Below are 17,177 nucleotides of genomic sequence, written 5' to 3' on the forward strand. Positions count from 1 at the left end.
AAAATAAAAAAAACGAAAAATCAGAATCGGAAAAATTAATATTAGTTTTTAAAAAAACGAAAAATCGAAAATAAAGCAAAAATAAAGCAAAAATAAAACAAAATAAAGTAAAAATAAAACAAAATAAAGCAAAAACAAAACAAAATAAAATAAAGTGAAAAAAAGAATGCTCTTTTTTTCAATCAATCCTCAGACAAGCGAATATCAATTAAATCCCCATTTCTGAATCCGCCTTTGATCATGTCAACCAATTCGGAATCAGACCGAAGTTTAATTTCGCCGGAGCGACCGACGGTCGCACTAAAAATCATTTCTCCGCCCATGAAAACATTGACATCCTCGCCTGCGAATTCCGGGATTTTTAAAATAAAATGCTTTTTGGTCTTCTCAAAAATCGGAATCACATAATCCTTTTCATCCATGTCCGCCAAATCAACTCTTGATTTTTTGGCATTTGGAACCGATATTTCATCGCTATATTCCCGACCATATTTTTCATTGTATTCTCCATCCTCATCGTATTTTTCATTATATTTCTCATAATATTCCTCACCATTTTCCCCGTCAAAAGAAAGATTGGAGGAACGGGAAGAGAATCTTTTGGCGGCTTTAGAATTTTCGGAAATTCCGGCCATCTTTGAATTTTTGCCGGCGCGCCGGTCAAAATGTGATAATTCCCGGACATCAATCCGGATTCCAAGCGCCGATTCAATCCGGTTGATCGTATCTCCGCCCCGACCAATAACTTTTCTTTTATCGGCCGACTTGACTTTGACCACCGCGCTTCTGTCTGAGACCATTTCAACATCCACCGGTCCGGCCACATACCGCTCAATTTCATCTTTGAGTTTTTGCTCCAAAAGGTCCCAAGATGGTTTTCGAACAGATTCATTGTCCTTAAACGTCTGCGCCGCTCCGACCGGCATGACCACGACTTGCTCACCGTATGTGTAAATTTCATATTCGGATACATGAGTCCTCATATCGGAAACGATGATGACCGGACGTGCCAGATCCGCTTCCATCATGCCGCTTGGAACTTTGACGGTAAATTCAAGCGTGTAAACTTGAGCGATTTTTCCTTTTTCAATGAAAATAACGGTGTCCACCACTTGCGGAATAATACCCAGTTCCACCCGCCCGATGAGGCGCTGAACAGCATCAATCGCACGGGTTGCGTGCACGACCCCAATCATGCCGACGCCGGCAAGCCGCATGTCCGCAAACAACAAAAAGTCCTTGGTTTTTCGAACCTCATCGTAAATCGTATAATCCGGACGTACCAAAAGAAGCAGATCCGCCGTATTTTCCATTTTGCCGTCTAAGGGCGCATACTGCGTGATTTCCGCCGGCACCTGCAAATCACGCGGCGACTCCATCGTTTTGACGACATTGCCGTTGGACAATAAAAATTTAGCAACGCCGGCCGCAAACGTTGATTTTCCGGCACCAGGAGATCCGGCAATTAAAACGCCGCGCTGTTCTAATATCCGGCTTTTTAATTCGTCGCCCGCCTGGTACTTTTCAAAATCAACCGATGCAATCGGCCGAACGATTGTGATTTCCGTGTCGTCTGAAAACGGCGCTTGTGTCACAGCAATGCGCATGTCACGGACTTGAAGCACCAGTGCGCTGAGCGGATCATCCGATTCCATTTCTATAAAAGAATCCGGATCATGCTTGGCAAACTCAACCAATTCGTTTCGGATTTGAGACAAATCCGATGTGGAGAGAATGGTATCCCCGATCGGAATGTATTTCATTTCTCCGACCGACCCTCTTTTCGCCATCGGAAGGCAATTGTTTTTCAAATGAACGGACAGCGTGGCCGAATCCAAATAAGACAAAACCGTCAAATCAAAATACGGATCAAAAAATGTGTTTTCGCGGTCCCGGCTTGCCGTCCAAAAGACAGGCGGGACATAATCGACATAAAGCCCGCGTGCCGCACCGACCGCCGCCTGCACTTTGTCCGACGTGACAAAAAGACCGCCGGACTCCAAGGCGGTTTCCCGAATGAGGGCGTCAACGGCGCCAAATGACGCTTCCCGGATTTGAGAGCCGGCGGGCCGGATTCCTGCGAATGTCAGCCGGATTTCTTCATCTTCATTCATTTTTTGAAGCCGCAGGATTTCAGACAAACCCAAAAATCCGGTTTCACGTCCGGAATTGGCTTGATGTTCAAGTTCCGCTAAAACCGCTTCCGGAATAATGACCGATGGTATTTTTGAGGAAACATACCGTCCGGACAAAATTCCTTTGGACAAAACGCCATCGATTGTCGCACTTGTGTCGGCGACCAGAATATCGGCAGAAAATTGTTTGTCGGGAGAAAACGCAAAGTCAAACCCGGAAATTTCATCCGATCCGTTGCTTTTTGATTTTATTTTTTTGGAGTTTTTAAAAAAAACTGATTTTTCGGAATTCTGATTCATAATTGAAAAAAAGAATTGTTTCTATAAAAATTCCTACGCTTCGCTTCGGAATTTTTTAAACGGTGGGGGACAACTTGCCAAGAAGGGGGCGGGCACAAACAGCTTCCTTCTATCATAAACCAAATGCAGCAATGCTAAAAATATAAACAGACACAATCTTCTAAAAATAAAAATCGGACTCGGGATGAGTTACCTATTTTAAAAAAAAAATCGCTGCTTTTTGGAAAAAATCAAAAACTTGATGCTATAACGCGCGAATGCCGCCATCCAATAAAAAACAAAAAAACAAAAAAAAAGAAAAAAATGATTTTTTTAATAAACATCCTTGGTATCAAAGACTTTTTCACCGACGCTTTTTCCATCCACCGTCCGGTAAAAACAAGACTTGTATCCGGTGTGGCAAGCACCGCCGACTTGGACAACTTGAAGCAAAAGGGCATCTTCATCGCAATCCACCAAGATTTCCTGGATGTACTGGTAATGTCCGGACGTTTCACCCTTTTTCCAAAGAGATTGCCGGCTCCGGCTCCAATAGTGAGCGATACGGGTCTCCATAGTCAGCCGCAAAGCTTCTTCATTCATAAACGCGAACATTAAAACCTCATGCGTCGTCGCGTCTTGAACAATCGCCGGAATGAGACCGTTATCAAATTTAAGTGCGGGAAGCAAAATTGAATCGGACATAAAGGTAAGGCTTCTGAGATTGTATATATATTTTATGATTTTGAAAAAATGAAAAGAGTTATTAAAGAGGCAAATCTTTCTGATTTTGTGAAATCCAATGATACAAAATTTCACAACAGGCATTCCCGAAATCGACCGCTTGACAGGGAGCAAAATCAAAAGCGGCTCATTTTTGGTCCTTACCGGAAATGACGATGAGGGAATGACATCTTTTTTGGCGGCGATTGAAAAATCAAATGGGAGGCCCGCCGAAAAAGAAGAAAAACAAAAGACCCCGATCAACCGAAACGAAAAAGAAAACAGCTGCCGGTTCTTAAAAATTCATCCGTCATCCTGGAAACCCGGCAGCCTTTTTCACACTATTTTTGTCATTGAAAATATCACCGCAGAAATGGAAACGGCGAAAAATCAAACCATGGAAAATCAAACCATGGAAAAGGAATCTGACCTTGTTTCTCAAATTATTCGTATTCGAAATGATTTGCTGGAAAGCCAAGAGACCTCTTTTTTAATCGGATGCCTTCCGGACGGAGTTTTGACCACCCGAACAGAAAACCGCCTCAAAAATATTGCCGATTCTCATTTTCGGCTGGAGATGCGAGAGCGGGGAGATGAATTTGAAAGATTGCTTCTTGTTTACAAATTTCGCAGTGGCCGGGAAACAGATTCGAGTGAAAACACAGAGAAAAAAGAAAAAAATGAAGAGAAAGAGGCAAAAAATGAAGAGAAAGAGGCAAAAAATGAAGAGAAGAAAATCAACGGAAAAATTTTTCGATATATAATAAAGGAAGATAAATTTCAAATTGAAAATAAAAAAAGAATTTATTAATAAGATGGGACTTTTATCTCTTTTCCAATCAACTTTTTAAAATTAAAAAATAAAGAAATAACAGAAATTAAAAAATAAAGAAATAATAAAAAAACAAATATCAGGAAAAGAGATTTTATGAATTCTTCAACAACAGGATTTCACATTGATGCGGGAGGCATTCCGATAAAAAACCCGATTGCGCTTTCTGCAATGGCAGGAATAACAGATGCCGGTTTTGTCCAAACAAATGCAAAAGGTGCAGGACTCGTGGTCATCGGCGCTTATAATTTAGATGAAACCGCCCGCGCAGCTGCTGTGGAAGTTCAAAAGCGGGGACGGGAAGAATTTATTGAGAAACTTTCAGATTTGGAAGACGATGTTTTTCAAACGATTGACTCCGGAATTGACCTCATCCAAAAAGAATCTCCCGGTACGGTCGTTGCCGTCAGCGTCCGTTCCAAAAATATGGAACCTCTTTTAAAAGCGGCTGAGCTCTTGAAGAAAAAAAACTCGATTTTGGAACTGGACATTCATTGCCGACAGCCTGAATTTTTGGACGCCGGATTGGGAGAAGCATTGTTAAAAGACACCCCGGCTCTTTTGGAAATTATTCAAAATATAAAAAAAACAGGCGTGGTTTTGTCGGTCAAGTTTCGGACAAGCACAGTCAATCCGGTTTTGGCCGCTGAATTCTTTGACGCCGCCGGCGCCGATATTTTGCACGCGGATGCCATGATTGAAAGGAAGGGCGGAGATTCCGGCGCCGTGACCAAAATCAGAAACACGACCCGAAAACTTCTGATTGCGAACAATTCCGTCGATGATTTTGACAGCGCTTTGGAATATTTCGCATCCGGCGCCGACATGATCTCGGTTGCCAGGGCAGCACGTGACGATCCGGAATTTATTCCATATTTGGTTCAAAAAATCGGCGAATACCAAAACGAAGTTGGCTGGTACAATACTCCCAAACACATTTGCAAACAAGGTGACAACCGCGGTCTCGCCTTTTGCTGCCCGCCGGTGAAATACTGCCGCCTGTCTTCTAAAATAGAAGAGATTGGTTTTTCCCCCAAAGAATTTACCATGCTTAAACAAGAATTTGCGTATGGAACACCTCTTGAAAAAGGAGAAGGAACCTGTTTCGGAAGTCTGGTCTGGTGCTGCAAATTAACAAAACCGTGTTTTTACAGGGACGGGGCCTTGGAACAAATCGGACTTTCCGGGAATGAATACATGAAATTAAAGCATACTCTGGCCGACCGGCTGGTGGACAAAATCGAGGAGAAAAAAATTCAAAGATAAAAAAGCGAAATTCTAAAATAAGAAATAAGAATCCGACAAGCGAGAAAACAAAATGCTTCCGACAAAAAAAGACAGGGATGCACGCCAAAAACCGGCGGAAGATATTGCCGTTTCGGCAAGCCTTGCCATGGCTCTTGAAGCGTCCGCTTACCCAAAACCCGGAAATGTTCATCGGCTAAAGGATTTTAAAAACACAAATTATGAACATTTTTTAGCATCGGCGATCGCGTCGGCGCCTGTTTTTATAAGAGCGGCGTCCGGCGGCGAAAAATTGGGAAACCTGTTGGAAGAGGCAGTTCAAAAAAGTGAGCGGCGACAATCCGGCGGCAATACGCATTTTGGGACATTTCTTTTGTTGCTGCCCCTTTCCATGGCAGCCGGAATTGAAAACGATGCGAAAATCAAAAAAGATGCCGGTGGCAATCAAGACTTCAATAAAACGAAACAAATTGTTCCGATAGCATTTGAAATTTGCAAAAAAACAGATTCAGAAGATGCTTTTTATTTTTACTCCGCCTTTGAAAAACTCAACATTCCGGCAAAAACCAAAATTTCCGGAACGGACATGAATTTTGATTTGGCCGACCCGGAATCGAAAAACAGAATTTTGGCACAAAAGACCGGACTTTTTGAGCTGATGGAATCGGCCGCAAGCCGCGATCTCATTGCAAAAGAATGGGTATCCGGATTTGAAAAAACAAAATGGTTTGCAAAGCGACTGATGGAAAACCATGCCTTTTTTTTGACACATCCGGAAAAACAATTCAAAAACGCAATCAATAGCTCAATTGTTTATACCTTTTTAGAGATGATGGCCTCCGTCTCCGACACATTCATTGAGACAAAAATAGATTCAAATGCGGCAGATAAAATCCGGGAAGAAGCGCGGGGAATTTTAAACCGCTTTCCGGAAAATGAAAAAGACTTGCAACAATTGATTCCATTCATTCATTCATTTGACGATAAACTGCATGAAAAAAGGGCAAACCCGGGATCTTTGGCCGACATTGCCGCAGCCGGCATATTTTTAGCGCTGATGGATGGACTTGTGTTTTAAAAAGGAGTTGGTCTTTTGAAGGAAACATCCGCAAATTTGAAAAGAATGACAGAATTCGGGATTGGAGAAGGAATTTCTGAAATTATTGTGGCGACCAAAAACAGTCCGTCCGGCGAAAAACCATTCAATGCCGCTCCGTTTGGGATTATTTGGAAAAATGACAAAATGTTTCTGCGGCTTTTTCGGGGAACAAAAACTTGCGAAAACTTAATGCAGGAAGACTTTTTTTCCGCAAACATCACCGCCGATTCCGTATTGTATGCCCGCTCAACTTTTTACGATTTAGACAGCCATGAATTTTCAACGCTGAATTTTTCAGGAACCATCGTCCCGGTTCTAAAAGAGGCTGACCGGTATGTTGTGTTTCAATGTAAAAACCGGGTTCTTGCAGAGGACACCATTCTCATAGATATTGAGCCGATCGGTTTTAAAATTCAAACCCCGACTTCCGGATTTTTGCCCAACCGCGGATTTTATTCCATTTTGGAAATTTGCATTCATCTGACGCGGTATGAACAAACCCGAGATCCGAAGTACATTGAATGGATTCGGCATCATTGGAGCTTAGCGCAGCGCTGCGGCCGAAAAAATGATAAAGAAGCTTTGGCGATTCTTAAAAAAAGAATGGCCGGATTTGAGGATGATTTTTAAAAACAAAAAAAGAGAAGACAAAAATAATCTCCAAAAAAGGATAAAAAATTACAAGTCGAATATTGTTCAAATTTTTAAATTCAGTTATTCTTTGCAAATTCGTTTTAAATCAGTTATTTTTTGAAAATTCATTTTAAATCAGTTATTTTTTGCAAATTCCGGTTATTTTATCCTTTTCAAAATCAAAGACAACCGCGGACTTATTTTTGGCGGTAATTTCAAGCGTTCGTATTTCCATGATTTCCCCAGCGGCTGCGGCAAAAATTCCGGCTTCTTTTAAAATATGAATAACTGCGTCTGCATTTTCTTTTTTTGCCGTGAAAACAAATCCGGTTCCGGGATGCATGAGAAGCCAGCGGTCAATAGAGAGATCAATGTTTGGCATCGGAAGTTTTGTCAAATCGACGATTGCGCCGACGCCTGACGTTTCAACAAGCATCCCCAACGTTCCAATCAGTCCAGGATTGCTGATGTCTTTTCCGGCGGTGACCAACCTTTTTTTCCCCAAAATTTGAGGCGCTTCATACATTTTTCGAACGACAGCCGGACTTTTCAATGAAAGCGATTCAAAACTATACGGGGAATTCGGCCCGGTCCGCCCGTCCAAATCCACCGCGAAAATGACAATATCGCCGGGTTTTGCCGTATCGCTTCGGATGAGTTCCTCTTTTTTGGCAATTCCAATAATCGCAACCGATAAAGAAGCCGCCCCTTCCGGATGTGTATGGCCACCAACCACCGGAACCCCGAACTTCTTGACACCTTCCGCCATTCCACGAAAGATTTCGGAGAACTCGCCGCTTTGGGAAGAGGAGACAACATCCACCATCGCGAGTGGTTTTCCGCCCATTGCGACAATATCATTGACGTTCGCCAAAACCGATGTAAAACCGGCCCACCACGGACTTTTTTCAATCAAACGACCCCAAATACCGTCCGCCGCAAGCAAAATAACATCTCCGCCTCCAATGTCAATCGCTGCCGCATCGTCCCCAAAATCAACGACGCAGCCATTATACATTTCCGAAACGGATTCAAAGATTTCGGCAATTTGAGTAATCGGTTTTTTGCGGGAAACACCCTCAAAAGAACGAATTGTTTTTGCCAATGCTTCCAAATCCAAATTGTTAAAATCGACGGCTGTTTTTTGTGAGTCCAAAAAGACACGCTCCGAAATATTTTTGTAAAATTTATAGCGGTTAATTTTTGAAATTGTGTATTTGTAATCATTCATTTTTGAAATATTGTTGTTTTATTTTTTTATTTTTTTATTTTAAAGCATTTTTAGCCGGCATGTTTTCATGCTTCAATTCAGCCGAGCCGGAACTTTTCACATCGCCCGACAAATCAATTAATTGGGGCGTCCTTTTTGCTTTGGATGCGGACCGCAATTCATCTCCGCGGGTTTTGCTGAGAAGGGAAAGATCTTGTCCAAGCAAGCCATACGCATCGGAGCGGCATTGCCGGCAGTGTTTCATTTGTTTGACATACGGCAGGCAGGCGTTTTGAAGGGTGTTGCGCTCCGCATCGGTTGGGGGTCGTCTGTCTTTGAATTTTGCCTGATTGATGAGCGGCATAATATTCATGATATAGACACCCATGTCATGGAATTTTTGGGCCATGTCCAAAATGTGGTTATCATTAATTCCGGGAATGAGAACCGTATTGATTTTAACGGCAAGCCCGGCATCTACCGCTTTTTGAATTCCGGAGATCTGTTTTTCAATCAAAATTTCCGCAGCTTCCCGTCCATGATAATGTTTTTTGTTGTAGACGATGTGGTCGACAATTTGCATTTGAATATCCGGATCCATTGAATTCATGGTAACCGTCAGCGTTTCGACATTGTATTTCAACAGGTCGGAAAAACGGTCCTCCAACATCAGTCCGTTGGTGCTGACGCAAAGCGTCAAATCCGGATATTTTTCCCGAATCAGGCGGAAGGTTTCAAAGGTTTCCTCATTTGCGAGCGGGTCGCCCGGACCCGCAATTCCGACGACATGAATAAACGGGTGCTGTGCCAAAACTTGGTCTGTCCATGCAAGAGCATCTTTTGGAGAAAGAACTACGCTGGTTACGCCCGGACGGCTTTCGTTGACACAGTCAAATTTCCGGTCGCAATAATTACATTCGATGTTGCATTTCGGCGCAACCGCCAAATGAAGGCGTCCAAATTTATGCTGAGCTTCACCCGAATAGCATGGGTGCTCTGAAATTTTACGCTTCATCTCCTGACTCATATCGTTTTTTTCATATTTTTCCATCCAAGTCCACCTCACTTTTAAGAAAAATCATATTAAAAATCACAATAAATTGAATATAAAATTACAAACTACTTAATAGGAATTGTTATGAATAATCTAATCATTCATATACCTTTAGTTTGAATTTGAATTTAATCCAAAAATTACAACTCAACCTTTCGATTTGACAAGTTCCAAATAAAAAACGCTATTCCCCTATATGAATCCCCACCATAGAAAAAACGGCGGAAGAAGAATGAATTCTATTCACTTAGTTCAAATAATAGGATTATTAATATATAAGATAGATTATAAATACTGAATCTCCTTTTAAAACTTTTAAAAAGATACATTTTAATTCATGAATTTATTTCATTTCAAATCACTTTAATTTCAATCAAATCATTTCAAATCACTTCATCCGTAATCATCTGTTCAAATCATTCGTTCAAATTTTCAGATCCGTTCGATTCATATTATTTTAAAAAGGTGTTATTCTTGTCGGTCAGATACATGGTCAATCCGGATTTACCCATTATTAAAGAAGATTGGAAAGGAAATCCGATGGTTGGAAACTCATTCATTAACGAGGAAAAGCCGTCGGCGATGAGCATGGTTCAATTCGTGAAGTGGCGGCTTTACAAAAACCCGCAGCGTGAAGAAAAAAAGAATGATACATTTCAAGCCGGCTTTCTCAAAAATGAATCATTTCCCGATTCCGACAAAGATATGATCATTTGGCTCGGACATGCGTCTTTTTTCATCCGTCTCGGCGGCATGACATTTTTGACCGACCCGTCCTATTTCAGTTTTCCATTCCGAACCCGGAAAATCCCGATTCCGTGCGATGTTTCCCGATTTAAAAATGTGGACTACGTATTGATTTCTCACATGCATCACGACCATGCCGACGTGCGTTCGCTTCGTAAAATTTTCAAAGACAACGACAAAACAGAAGCCCTTATTCCTCTTCGAAGCGGCATGTATCTGAAACATTTCACCGACAAATATCAGGAAGCCGGATGGTACCAGCAATATAAAACGTCTCCTGGTGTTGAAGTGTTCTTTTTGCCGACATTTCATTGGTCCCGCCTCCATGCGTTTGACGGAAACAAAACGCTTTGGGGCAGCTTTCTTCTCCGTGCCAACGGAAAAACCATTTATTTTGGAGGCGACACCGCTTGGGGAAATCATTTTTCTGAAATCGCCGAGATATTTCCGGAAGTGGATTACGCGATTATGCCGGTGGGCGGCTACAAACCACGTTCCATTATGAAAGACGCGCATATGGGACCGGACGAGGCTGTCCAGGCCGCTATGCTTATGAATTCAAAACATTTCATCCCGATGCATTACGGCACTTATCCAATCGGGCAGGAGCCGTGCGGAGAGCCGGTCCGCGAACTCAAAAGAATGGAATCCGCCGGCGAAATGACCGGATGCGTCAACTGTTTGAGCGTCGGCGAAGAACTCATTATCGACAGCGAAAACGGAAATAACATTATCCTTTCCAAGTGCGTTCTAAACGAGCCAGCCGGCCAAAATAATTCAACGCATATTGAAAATTAAGCCTTAGATTTTGAATAAAATCAATACAATAAAACAAAAAATTCAATAAAACAAAAACTTCAATAAAATGAAAAATTAAGAAAAAGATAGAAAGGTTTAAACAACTAAAGTGAATCATAATCAAAATGCGATTATAATCAAAATGCGATTATAATCAAAAATGCGATTTCAAATTGCAAACAGACTCTAATTAAAAATATGGTTCATAACTTTTCAATACGATTTTTCAAAATACCTTTTCGCTGTTTTGGCGAACGATTTTAAAGAGGCTTTGGATGGAAAAACCCGAGATTTGCTGTATTTTTTCGGATATGGATAACACCTTATTTGACTTTTACCATGCCAAGCTGGAAGCTTGTTCAGCCGTTGTCGATCATATCGGAACGGGCGATCCCGAAGAAATGCTTTCCTATTTCCTGCGCGGGATTTACGGGTTTGAAAATTTGGAAAATATTGAAGATTACCTGCGTGAAAGATATATGTTTTCCGACGGTCTTTTTGTAGACAGCTGCCGGATTTATGAAGAAACGAAAATCGAAAGCATTGTCCTTTACGAGGGCGTTGCCGAAACGATTGACGCCCTCAAAGATATGGGGTGCATGTTTGCGGTGGTCACGGACGCGAACACCGAGAACGCAACCAAACGGCTTAAAAAAGCCGGTATTTACAACAAAGTCGACCAAATTTTCGCGCATGACATGTCCGGCAAAAAAAAGCCGGATTTGGGTGTTTTTGAGTACGCGCTCAACAAAACCAAACGAAATCCCCAAGAATCCATTTTTATCGGGGACAGCTTGCGGCGCGACATTGCCCCCGCCAAAAAAATCGGTATGTGGACCGCGTATGCCGCCTACGGCGACCGAAATACACATGAGCGGGAATTCCGGTTCAATCCGGATTTTCATTTGGACAGCATTTCCGAAATGATCGACATTGTCAAAACAGGAACCAATCAAAAGCAGAACCGCTAAATTCCGCTTTTGACTTTTTTACATTTTATTTTTCAAAATAAAAGTTAAGAGATTATTGTTTTCCAAAAAAAGTTAAAAAGTTAAAAGATTAATTGTTTTTTCGTAATTTTCATTTTTTTGTTTTTTAGGACATTTTTGCGTCTAATTTATGATTTTATTCTTCAATTGTTTCAGTTGGCGCAGGCTCCGGAACCGGGTCTTCCGGCAAATCTTTTTTGTCAAACCATTTTCCGCAGCTTTGGCAGTAAAAACAATCCGTCACTTCTTCATTCAAAGCAAGTTTCTGACAGCTGGGACATCTTTTCGGTAAAACTTTCGGCATAAATCATTTCTCCATATCATTTTAAATCGTAATCATCAAAAAACACAATTGATGTAAGAATAGACGAATAATTCATTTGTAAAAATTGCAAAATTAAAAATATTTACAAAATTACAAAATTAAAGATATTTACAAAATTACAAAATTAATGTTCCATCCAGGCTTTTGTTTCCCGCCGCATGAATTCTTCCGCTTCCGTGACGCGGTCCAGCGGACCGCGAAGAGCAATCACCATGGTTTGGGCAACTTCCGGCTCTTTAATGGAAATGACACGTTCCGTGACTTCCAAATCAAAGATTTCCACCATGTCCATAATAATCGACATAGGAACGCCCATCGGAACCACCAAATCATAAAGGTCTTCGAGTTCTTCATCAATTTCCTCTCCCGAGTGCATTTCGTAAGATTTACGGTTGATTAAATCCTGAAGCGACAACACTTTTTGCATAATTCGTCTCCTTTTTAAATTGAAATGAAATTTGGGGGTTAAATGTCTTCATCTTATTAAAAGATGTATTTATATCCAAGATTGGAAATAAAATTATATCAGATGATATAAACCATAAACAATAAAAAATAAAAATCTAAAAAAGAGGAACTACATCAAAAGAAGGGATCTCGATTATTATTTAGAAACTGAAATATATAATTAATAACATATAAAAACATATATATTTTATAACTATTATAGTTTTTGTTGATGCCAAAAATTATCGGCATCAACGAATGAATCGAAACTTTTCCGAGGACCGATTCATTCACCTCATAATTTTACTTCTATATAAAGGATATTGGAGATGAAACTATGAGTAATAAATTAATGAGTGTATTTTGTGCATTCCTCATTGCGATAAGTTTTTCTATTCCTGTATTAGCAGAAGAGAAAAATGGCAATGATTCTATAACTACAGTAACGTTTAATGAATATGACTATTACATCCATCTCTCAAAGCAAAGTGATAAATCTCTCGAATCAAATGGATTTTCCAAATTGGAAATACAAGAAATCCGAAATTTTGAGGATAAATTCCATGAGCATGTTGAATACATGAATCAATCTTATTCCGATGAACAACTTGTAGGACTAGGATACACGAAAGAGCAAATCCAACTCATCCGCAATTTTGATGGAAGTACAGAATCTAGCAAGGCAATAGCCGCCACAATGACCCTAAACATTTGGCTAACAAATAAATCAACATCCGGATCAAATAGAACAGCGACAGTCAATTATAATTATTCATGGTCTGGAGAAACTACTGTAAGACTTAATGACACGTTTGGAGCCATTGTAGGTAATGGTTACACTGTAAGTCAATACCATTCAACATCCATCCAGTACTATGATCAAAATCGAATGACATGGAATACAGTGTCTTACTCACCACAAAATGCTCCAAGCTCGCTGGGAAACAATGGTTATGTAAAATTTCCCGTGTTTATTTATAACACGGGAGTTGCAATGAAAGGAAATGGCTCCATGAACATATACAAAAATACAATTGACATTTTCTCAGTTCCATATGGAGTGAGTTATGGTCATCAAGTGTATGCAGGAGGTTATTCAATTTCTGTTGGTTTAAATATAGGAGGGGTTGGGTCAGTCGGTGTTTCTTACACGCCTTCATCTTCAGTAAATAACTATCAAGAAACCGGCGTTTTCACCTGATTGATTCATTTTGATAAATCTAATAAGGCAACTTATTAGATTTATTTTATTATTCATGGAGGGAAAGATATGGAACTTTTCAATTTTATTGCCGAAACTTACACTTATGAAGGACGATTAAATCGGATGCCTTACATTCTTATGACAATTGGATTTTGGATACTTATAGCAATAAATACATTATTTTACATTTCCAGCATTTCATTTGTTGATAGCCATGAATTTAATATTGGTGGCATTCTGATCTTGGTTTTCATCTTTGCTGATATGGTTATTATTCTTTTTATCACCGTTTTTATATTTTTTCAGACTATTCGAAGATTGCATGATATGAATCAATCGGGATGGCTTTGTTTAATCAAATTGCTTTATATCATACCCTTTCTGAATATAGTTGCTATTTTATTTGATATTATTCTGTTTATCTTTGATGGAACCGTTGGTCCAAATCAATATGGAGAAGACCCCAAAGGAAGAATTCCTGAATTCGATTAAGAATAAGAACACCCATTGTTCTTTGACCAAAAATCAACATAGAATGATCAACATTTAATGTTTTTCAATGAACCTTGAAACTTAAAACTGCATATCGATTTTGAAAAAAATACTAAAAAACCATTTCAAACATTTATTAAAATTCTTAGAAATCAACCATGATTTTTGTTGAAATCTTTTAAAAATGTGCTGCCATAACGCGCGCGCATACCAAAAAAAAAGAAAACAGAATGTAAACAAAAAACTGAAAAAAATATGAAAAAAAGAAAACTGAAAAAAATAAAAAATTACTTTTTCAGCTGCTCCCTTTTCTGCTTTAATGTGGATTTTAATTTGGAATAGCTGCTTAAAATGCCCGGCTCTTCCTTTCCTTCTTCCTTGTCGGTATAACTCCACCCGTGCGCCTTGAAATAGGTGGGTGGAATACCATCGCCGCCTTCTTTTTCCGCTTTTTCATATTCATCATGGAGGCGGCGAAGCTCCTTGATTTCTCTCACGCGGCGGTAAACGATTTCCACAAGGAAAATAATCAACGCGAGCAACAGCAAATAAACGCTGAAATTAACCACTTCTTTGGTTTTGTAAGTCGTATCGTCCGTTACCGACTTGATGAAATATGCTTTTGCTTCCGCCGGCGTGTAAATGTCACCGCCGGTCGACTCAACCAGCCGTCTGAAATCCGGATTGACCCCGATTTCCTGATACTCAATCGGATAGTTAACCGAAATCGGATAGCCGGAAATATTGTAAAGGCCGGACTTGTTAAACATAAGTTCCGACGTATACACATTTTCCGATTCCATCGTCAGAATCAGCTTTTGACCGCCCAGCGTCAGCACCGGAATTCCCGGATCATACATATTCACCCGAAGAACAGTCGGAAGACCCACCGATGTGTCCGGCGCGTCAATCACAATTCCGCTTTCCCGGTTCGGGTCACCCATCACCCAATTCACGGTCGACGCCACTAATTTCGAGCCGGGCGCCGTGTACAAATCCGATGCCCAATAATTGCCGCGACCGACCCCATTGTCGGTGGTCAACGAAGCGACACGGCCAAGACCATACCGCCAAACCGTCAACACCGGCGCGCCATCCGACGCAATCACCAATTTGTCGGAACCGGCTTTCGGCGTCACGCTGTTGTAACCCGAAACATTCGTCTCCGTCAAATTCACATTTTGAACAATAAAATGCTTGGGGTTGGAAATATACAAACTCGATTCCGTCCGATTGGTATTGTTTTTCCCGGAATCACCCAACATTTCCTTAAAGTCCGGGTCCACCGGAAGACCCTTGTTTGACTGAATATAAACGCCTTTTTTACCGTAATCCGTCATCAATTTCTTCGCGTAAGGCGTGCCCGCCGAGTCCCGGAACTGGTCCGGACGAATCGAACCGCCCGTGTAAATATTGATGAATAAAATCGTTGCCCCGTAATCTTTCATTTTGTTGGTGGCCGCCAAAAGTTCCGCGTAAGAGTGACGTCCGACAACATTTCCATCCGACATGATAATAATGAGCGGCTGGCCGGACCGGTTGTCCAAAATTTCAACGGCATCCTCAAACGTATCCACCAAATCCGTATCACCGTCACCGGTTTTTAAGTTTTCGATTTGGTTTTTGAGTTCATCCGATTCCTTGGGGTTTCCGACATAATAAAATTCACCCGAAACCTCACGTTTTGGGTCGCCGATTGTTAAATAAGTGATATTGGCATCCTTGAAATATTCATTATCAATGATTTCAAAAGACGTCTTTTTGATATTCGACAACAACGTTTCATTGTTGGACGCAAAAGAGTTCCCACTATCGGAAACGTCAATAAAGAGCAAAACATCCTGAGTGCCTTCCCAATCCGACGGAACCGAAACCACCGGAAGTAATTTTTCAAACGACGTATTCAAATAGCTGTGCCCTTCCGGATAACCATAAGAACTCGTTCCGCCCACAACGACCAATCCACCGCCATTGGAAACATAATTTTTAAGCGACACCACTTGACTATCGGTAATGTTTCCGATGTAGACATTATCCATGACAACCGTTTTCGTAGACGAAAGCGCCCGGTCCAGATCTGTAAACTGAGACAACGAGGTCACCACCGTCACATTGTAAAGCGTTCCGACCACTTGCGTCAACGACGCGTTGGCTTCCGACGTCACCACAATCACATTCGGCTTCTCAATCACATAAACAGATTTGGTGAAATTGTTGTTAATTTTATCCGAATCCGCCGCCGACGAAATGGAAACACGCAACGTGTGCGCGCCCAACGTTGAAAATTTGGTGGTAAATGTCGTTGTTTTTTCCGACCCGTTTAATTTACCGCTTCCCCGTTCAATCAAAGAACCATCCGCATACACTTCATAATTATAACTGGCATTGGAATTTCCCGCCTGCCGGACCACAATTCCGAATTCCTGCTCGTTGCCGACAATGATGGACTTGTCCCCCGTCATTTCAACACTCATATCATTTTGAATCAAATCCGGAATGACCGCAGAAACCTGTGTGTTGGTCCCTTTGGAGAAATTAATGGCTTCCTCAAGGTCGGTGCCGTAATTGCTGTTGCCGTCGGAAACAAGCAATAATTTGTTTTTGCCGTCGGCATACTGAATAATTTTTTCACCCAGCGCCGTGTAATTTCCGGTCAACGTGTCATATTGAACATCAATCGTTCCGGAGAAATATTCATACAAATCCTGACCGATCCCACTTTTGAAATACCGCATGCTTTCGGTGGTGTCCGAAATCAAAATCAATTCCGGGTTGTCATTTGTCTTTGTGACGGTCATCATCACCATCGGACTGGCCAGCGACAAGACCAGCAAAGCCGCAATAATTCCACGCGTTGCAAACAATATTTTTTGTTTTCTCCCGGATGCTTTTTTGAAATACCGGACCGCCAGGAAAAGGACAGGGATCAAAAGAATCAAAATCCAGGGGTAGGCAAAACTCATCA

General features: G+C 41.1%; 15 protein-coding genes. 8 read left to right on the forward strand and 7 right to left on the reverse strand.

All coding sequences use genetic code 11. From position 1 onward, the window contains the following. Nucleotides 1-182 precede the first annotated feature (182 nt). Together MsAm2_RS05320 and hisI are read right to left on the reverse strand one after the other, a co-directional pair. Nucleotides 183-2,435, reverse strand: a complete 2,253-nt coding sequence (locus tag MsAm2_RS05320) for a PINc/VapC family ATPase (protein WP_338097227.1) — start codon at nucleotides 2,433-2,435, stop codon at nucleotides 183-185. 312 nt (nucleotides 2,436-2,747) lie between these two features. Further along, nucleotides 2,748-3,119 (reverse strand): phosphoribosyl-AMP cyclohydrolase, encoded by a 372-nt coding sequence (hisI, locus tag MsAm2_RS05325; RefSeq protein ID WP_338097228.1) that lies wholly within the window; start codon nucleotides 3,117-3,119, stop codon nucleotides 2,748-2,750. A gap of 97 nt (nucleotides 3,120-3,216) precedes the next feature. Here hisI and MsAm2_RS05330 point away from each other — a divergent pair, with 97 nt between their 5' ends. From MsAm2_RS05330 to MsAm2_RS05345, 4 genes are all read left to right on the forward strand, one after another. After that, nucleotides 3,217-3,948: a hypothetical protein gene (locus MsAm2_RS05330; RefSeq protein ID WP_338097229.1), complete on the forward strand. Its 732-nt coding sequence runs from the start codon at nucleotides 3,217-3,219 to the stop codon at nucleotides 3,946-3,948. Between the two features lie 117 nt (nucleotides 3,949-4,065). Beyond that, nucleotides 4,066-5,235: a methanogenesis marker 9 domain-containing protein gene (locus MsAm2_RS05335; protein WP_338097230.1), complete on the forward strand. Its 1,170-nt coding sequence runs from the start codon at nucleotides 4,066-4,068 to the stop codon at nucleotides 5,233-5,235. A 52-nt stretch (nucleotides 5,236-5,287) separates the two neighbouring features. Further along, nucleotides 5,288-6,292, forward strand: coding sequence for a triphosphoribosyl-dephospho-CoA synthase (locus MsAm2_RS05340; protein WP_338097231.1), 1,005 nt, complete (start codon nucleotides 5,288-5,290; stop codon nucleotides 6,290-6,292). Nucleotides 6,293-6,337: 45 nt separating this feature from the next. Next, nucleotides 6,338-6,943, forward strand: coding sequence for a DUF447 domain-containing protein (locus tag MsAm2_RS05345; RefSeq protein ID WP_338098516.1), 606 nt, complete (start codon nucleotides 6,338-6,340; stop codon nucleotides 6,941-6,943). Nucleotides 6,944-7,085: 142 nt separating this feature from the next. Here MsAm2_RS05345 and MsAm2_RS05350 read toward each other — a convergent pair whose 3' ends face one another. Beyond that, nucleotides 7,086-8,177 carry a methanogenesis marker 2 protein gene (locus MsAm2_RS05350; protein ID WP_338097232.1) on the reverse strand — a complete coding sequence of 364 codons (1,092 nt, stop codon included), beginning with the start codon at nucleotides 8,175-8,177 and terminating at the stop codon, nucleotides 7,086-7,088. Nucleotides 8,178-8,211: 34 nt separating this feature from the next. Beyond that, nucleotides 8,212-9,207, reverse strand: coding sequence for a nitrogenase cofactor biosynthesis protein NifB (gene nifB, locus MsAm2_RS05355; RefSeq protein ID WP_338097233.1), 996 nt, complete (start codon nucleotides 9,205-9,207; stop codon nucleotides 8,212-8,214). 477 nt (nucleotides 9,208-9,684) lie between these two features. On the opposite strand from nifB, the gene MsAm2_RS05360 reads away from it, so the two are divergent. After that, complete coding sequence (locus tag MsAm2_RS05360) at nucleotides 9,685-10,755, forward strand: MBL fold metallo-hydrolase (RefSeq protein WP_338097234.1); 1,071 nt, start codon at nucleotides 9,685-9,687, stop codon at nucleotides 10,753-10,755. 275 nt (nucleotides 10,756-11,030) lie between these two features. Then, a complete protein-coding gene (locus MsAm2_RS05365) occupies nucleotides 11,031-11,726 on the forward strand; it encodes an HAD family hydrolase (RefSeq protein WP_338097235.1) in 696 nt (231 codons plus the stop codon). A 154-nt stretch (nucleotides 11,727-11,880) separates the two neighbouring features. Here the strand turns inward: MsAm2_RS05365 and MsAm2_RS05370 are convergent, their stop codons facing one another. Beyond that, nucleotides 11,881-12,048 carry a hypothetical protein gene (locus MsAm2_RS05370; protein WP_338097236.1) on the reverse strand — a complete coding sequence of 56 codons (168 nt, stop codon included), beginning with the start codon at nucleotides 12,046-12,048 and terminating at the stop codon, nucleotides 11,881-11,883. Between the two features lie 145 nt (nucleotides 12,049-12,193). Continuing rightward, complete coding sequence (locus MsAm2_RS05375) at nucleotides 12,194-12,496, reverse strand: hypothetical protein (protein WP_338097237.1); 303 nt, start codon at nucleotides 12,494-12,496, stop codon at nucleotides 12,194-12,196. A gap of 357 nt (nucleotides 12,497-12,853) precedes the next feature. Here MsAm2_RS05375 and MsAm2_RS05380 point away from each other — a divergent pair, with 357 nt between their 5' ends. Both MsAm2_RS05380 and MsAm2_RS05385 read left to right on the forward strand, forming a co-directional pair. Beyond that, the gene (locus MsAm2_RS05380; protein ID WP_338097238.1) at nucleotides 12,854-13,717 is read left to right on the forward strand and encodes a hypothetical protein; all 864 of its coding nucleotides are present in this window, start codon (nucleotides 12,854-12,856) and stop codon (nucleotides 13,715-13,717) included. A 69-nt stretch (nucleotides 13,718-13,786) separates the two neighbouring features. Continuing rightward, entirely contained in the window at nucleotides 13,787-14,212 is a 426-nt protein-coding gene (locus MsAm2_RS05385; protein ID WP_338097239.1) for a DUF805 domain-containing protein, read from the forward strand. A gap of 287 nt (nucleotides 14,213-14,499) precedes the next feature. Here MsAm2_RS05385 and MsAm2_RS05390 read toward each other — a convergent pair whose 3' ends face one another. Continuing rightward, complete coding sequence (locus tag MsAm2_RS05390; RefSeq protein WP_338097240.1) at nucleotides 14,500-17,175, reverse strand: hypothetical protein; 2,676 nt, start codon at nucleotides 17,173-17,175, stop codon at nucleotides 14,500-14,502. Between the last annotated feature and the right edge of the window lie 2 nt (nucleotides 17,176-17,177).

The sequence above is a fragment of the Methanolapillus ohkumae genome, assembly GCF_032594355.1.
Taxonomy (GTDB): domain Archaea; phylum Halobacteriota; class Methanosarcinia; order Methanosarcinales; family Methanosarcinaceae; genus Methanolapillus; species Methanolapillus ohkumae.

Bases quoted from the DNA above. Each gene is read 5' to 3' on its own strand.
- MsAm2_RS05390 (WP_338097240.1), bottom strand. From the start codon at position 17,175: ATGAGTTTTGCCTACCCCTGGATTTTGATTCTTTTGATCCCTGTCCTT.
- MsAm2_RS05365 (WP_338097235.1), top strand. From the start codon at position 11,031: ATGGAAAAACCCGAGATTTGCTGTATTTTTTCGGATATGGATAACACC.
- MsAm2_RS05345 (WP_338098516.1), top strand. From the start codon at position 6,338: ATGACAGAATTCGGGATTGGAGAAGGAATTTCTGAAATTATTGTGGCG.
- MsAm2_RS05380 (WP_338097238.1), top strand. From the start codon at position 12,854: ATGAGTAATAAATTAATGAGTGTATTTTGTGCATTCCTCATTGCGATA.
- MsAm2_RS05350 (WP_338097232.1), bottom strand. From the start codon at position 8,177: ATGAATGATTACAAATACACAATTTCAAAAATTAACCGCTATAAATTT.
- MsAm2_RS05375 (WP_338097237.1), bottom strand. From the start codon at position 12,496: ATGCAAAAAGTGTTGTCGCTTCAGGATTTAATCAACCGTAAATCTTAC.
- nifB (WP_338097233.1), bottom strand. From the start codon at position 9,207: ATGGAAAAATATGAAAAAAACGATATGAGTCAGGAGATGAAGCGTAAA.
- MsAm2_RS05370 (WP_338097236.1), bottom strand. From the start codon at position 12,048: ATGCCGAAAGTTTTACCGAAAAGATGTCCCAGCTGTCAGAAACTTGCT.
- MsAm2_RS05340 (WP_338097231.1), top strand. From the start codon at position 5,288: ATGCTTCCGACAAAAAAAGACAGGGATGCACGCCAAAAACCGGCGGAA.
- MsAm2_RS05330 (WP_338097229.1), top strand. From the start codon at position 3,217: ATGATACAAAATTTCACAACAGGCATTCCCGAAATCGACCGCTTGACA.
- MsAm2_RS05335 (WP_338097230.1), top strand. From the start codon at position 4,066: ATGAATTCTTCAACAACAGGATTTCACATTGATGCGGGAGGCATTCCG.
- MsAm2_RS05385 (WP_338097239.1), top strand. From the start codon at position 13,787: ATGGAACTTTTCAATTTTATTGCCGAAACTTACACTTATGAAGGACGA.
- MsAm2_RS05320 (WP_338097227.1), bottom strand. From the start codon at position 2,435: ATGAATCAGAATTCCGAAAAATCAGTTTTTTTTAAAAACTCCAAAAAA.
- hisI (WP_338097228.1), bottom strand. From the start codon at position 3,119: ATGTCCGATTCAATTTTGCTTCCCGCACTTAAATTTGATAACGGTCTC.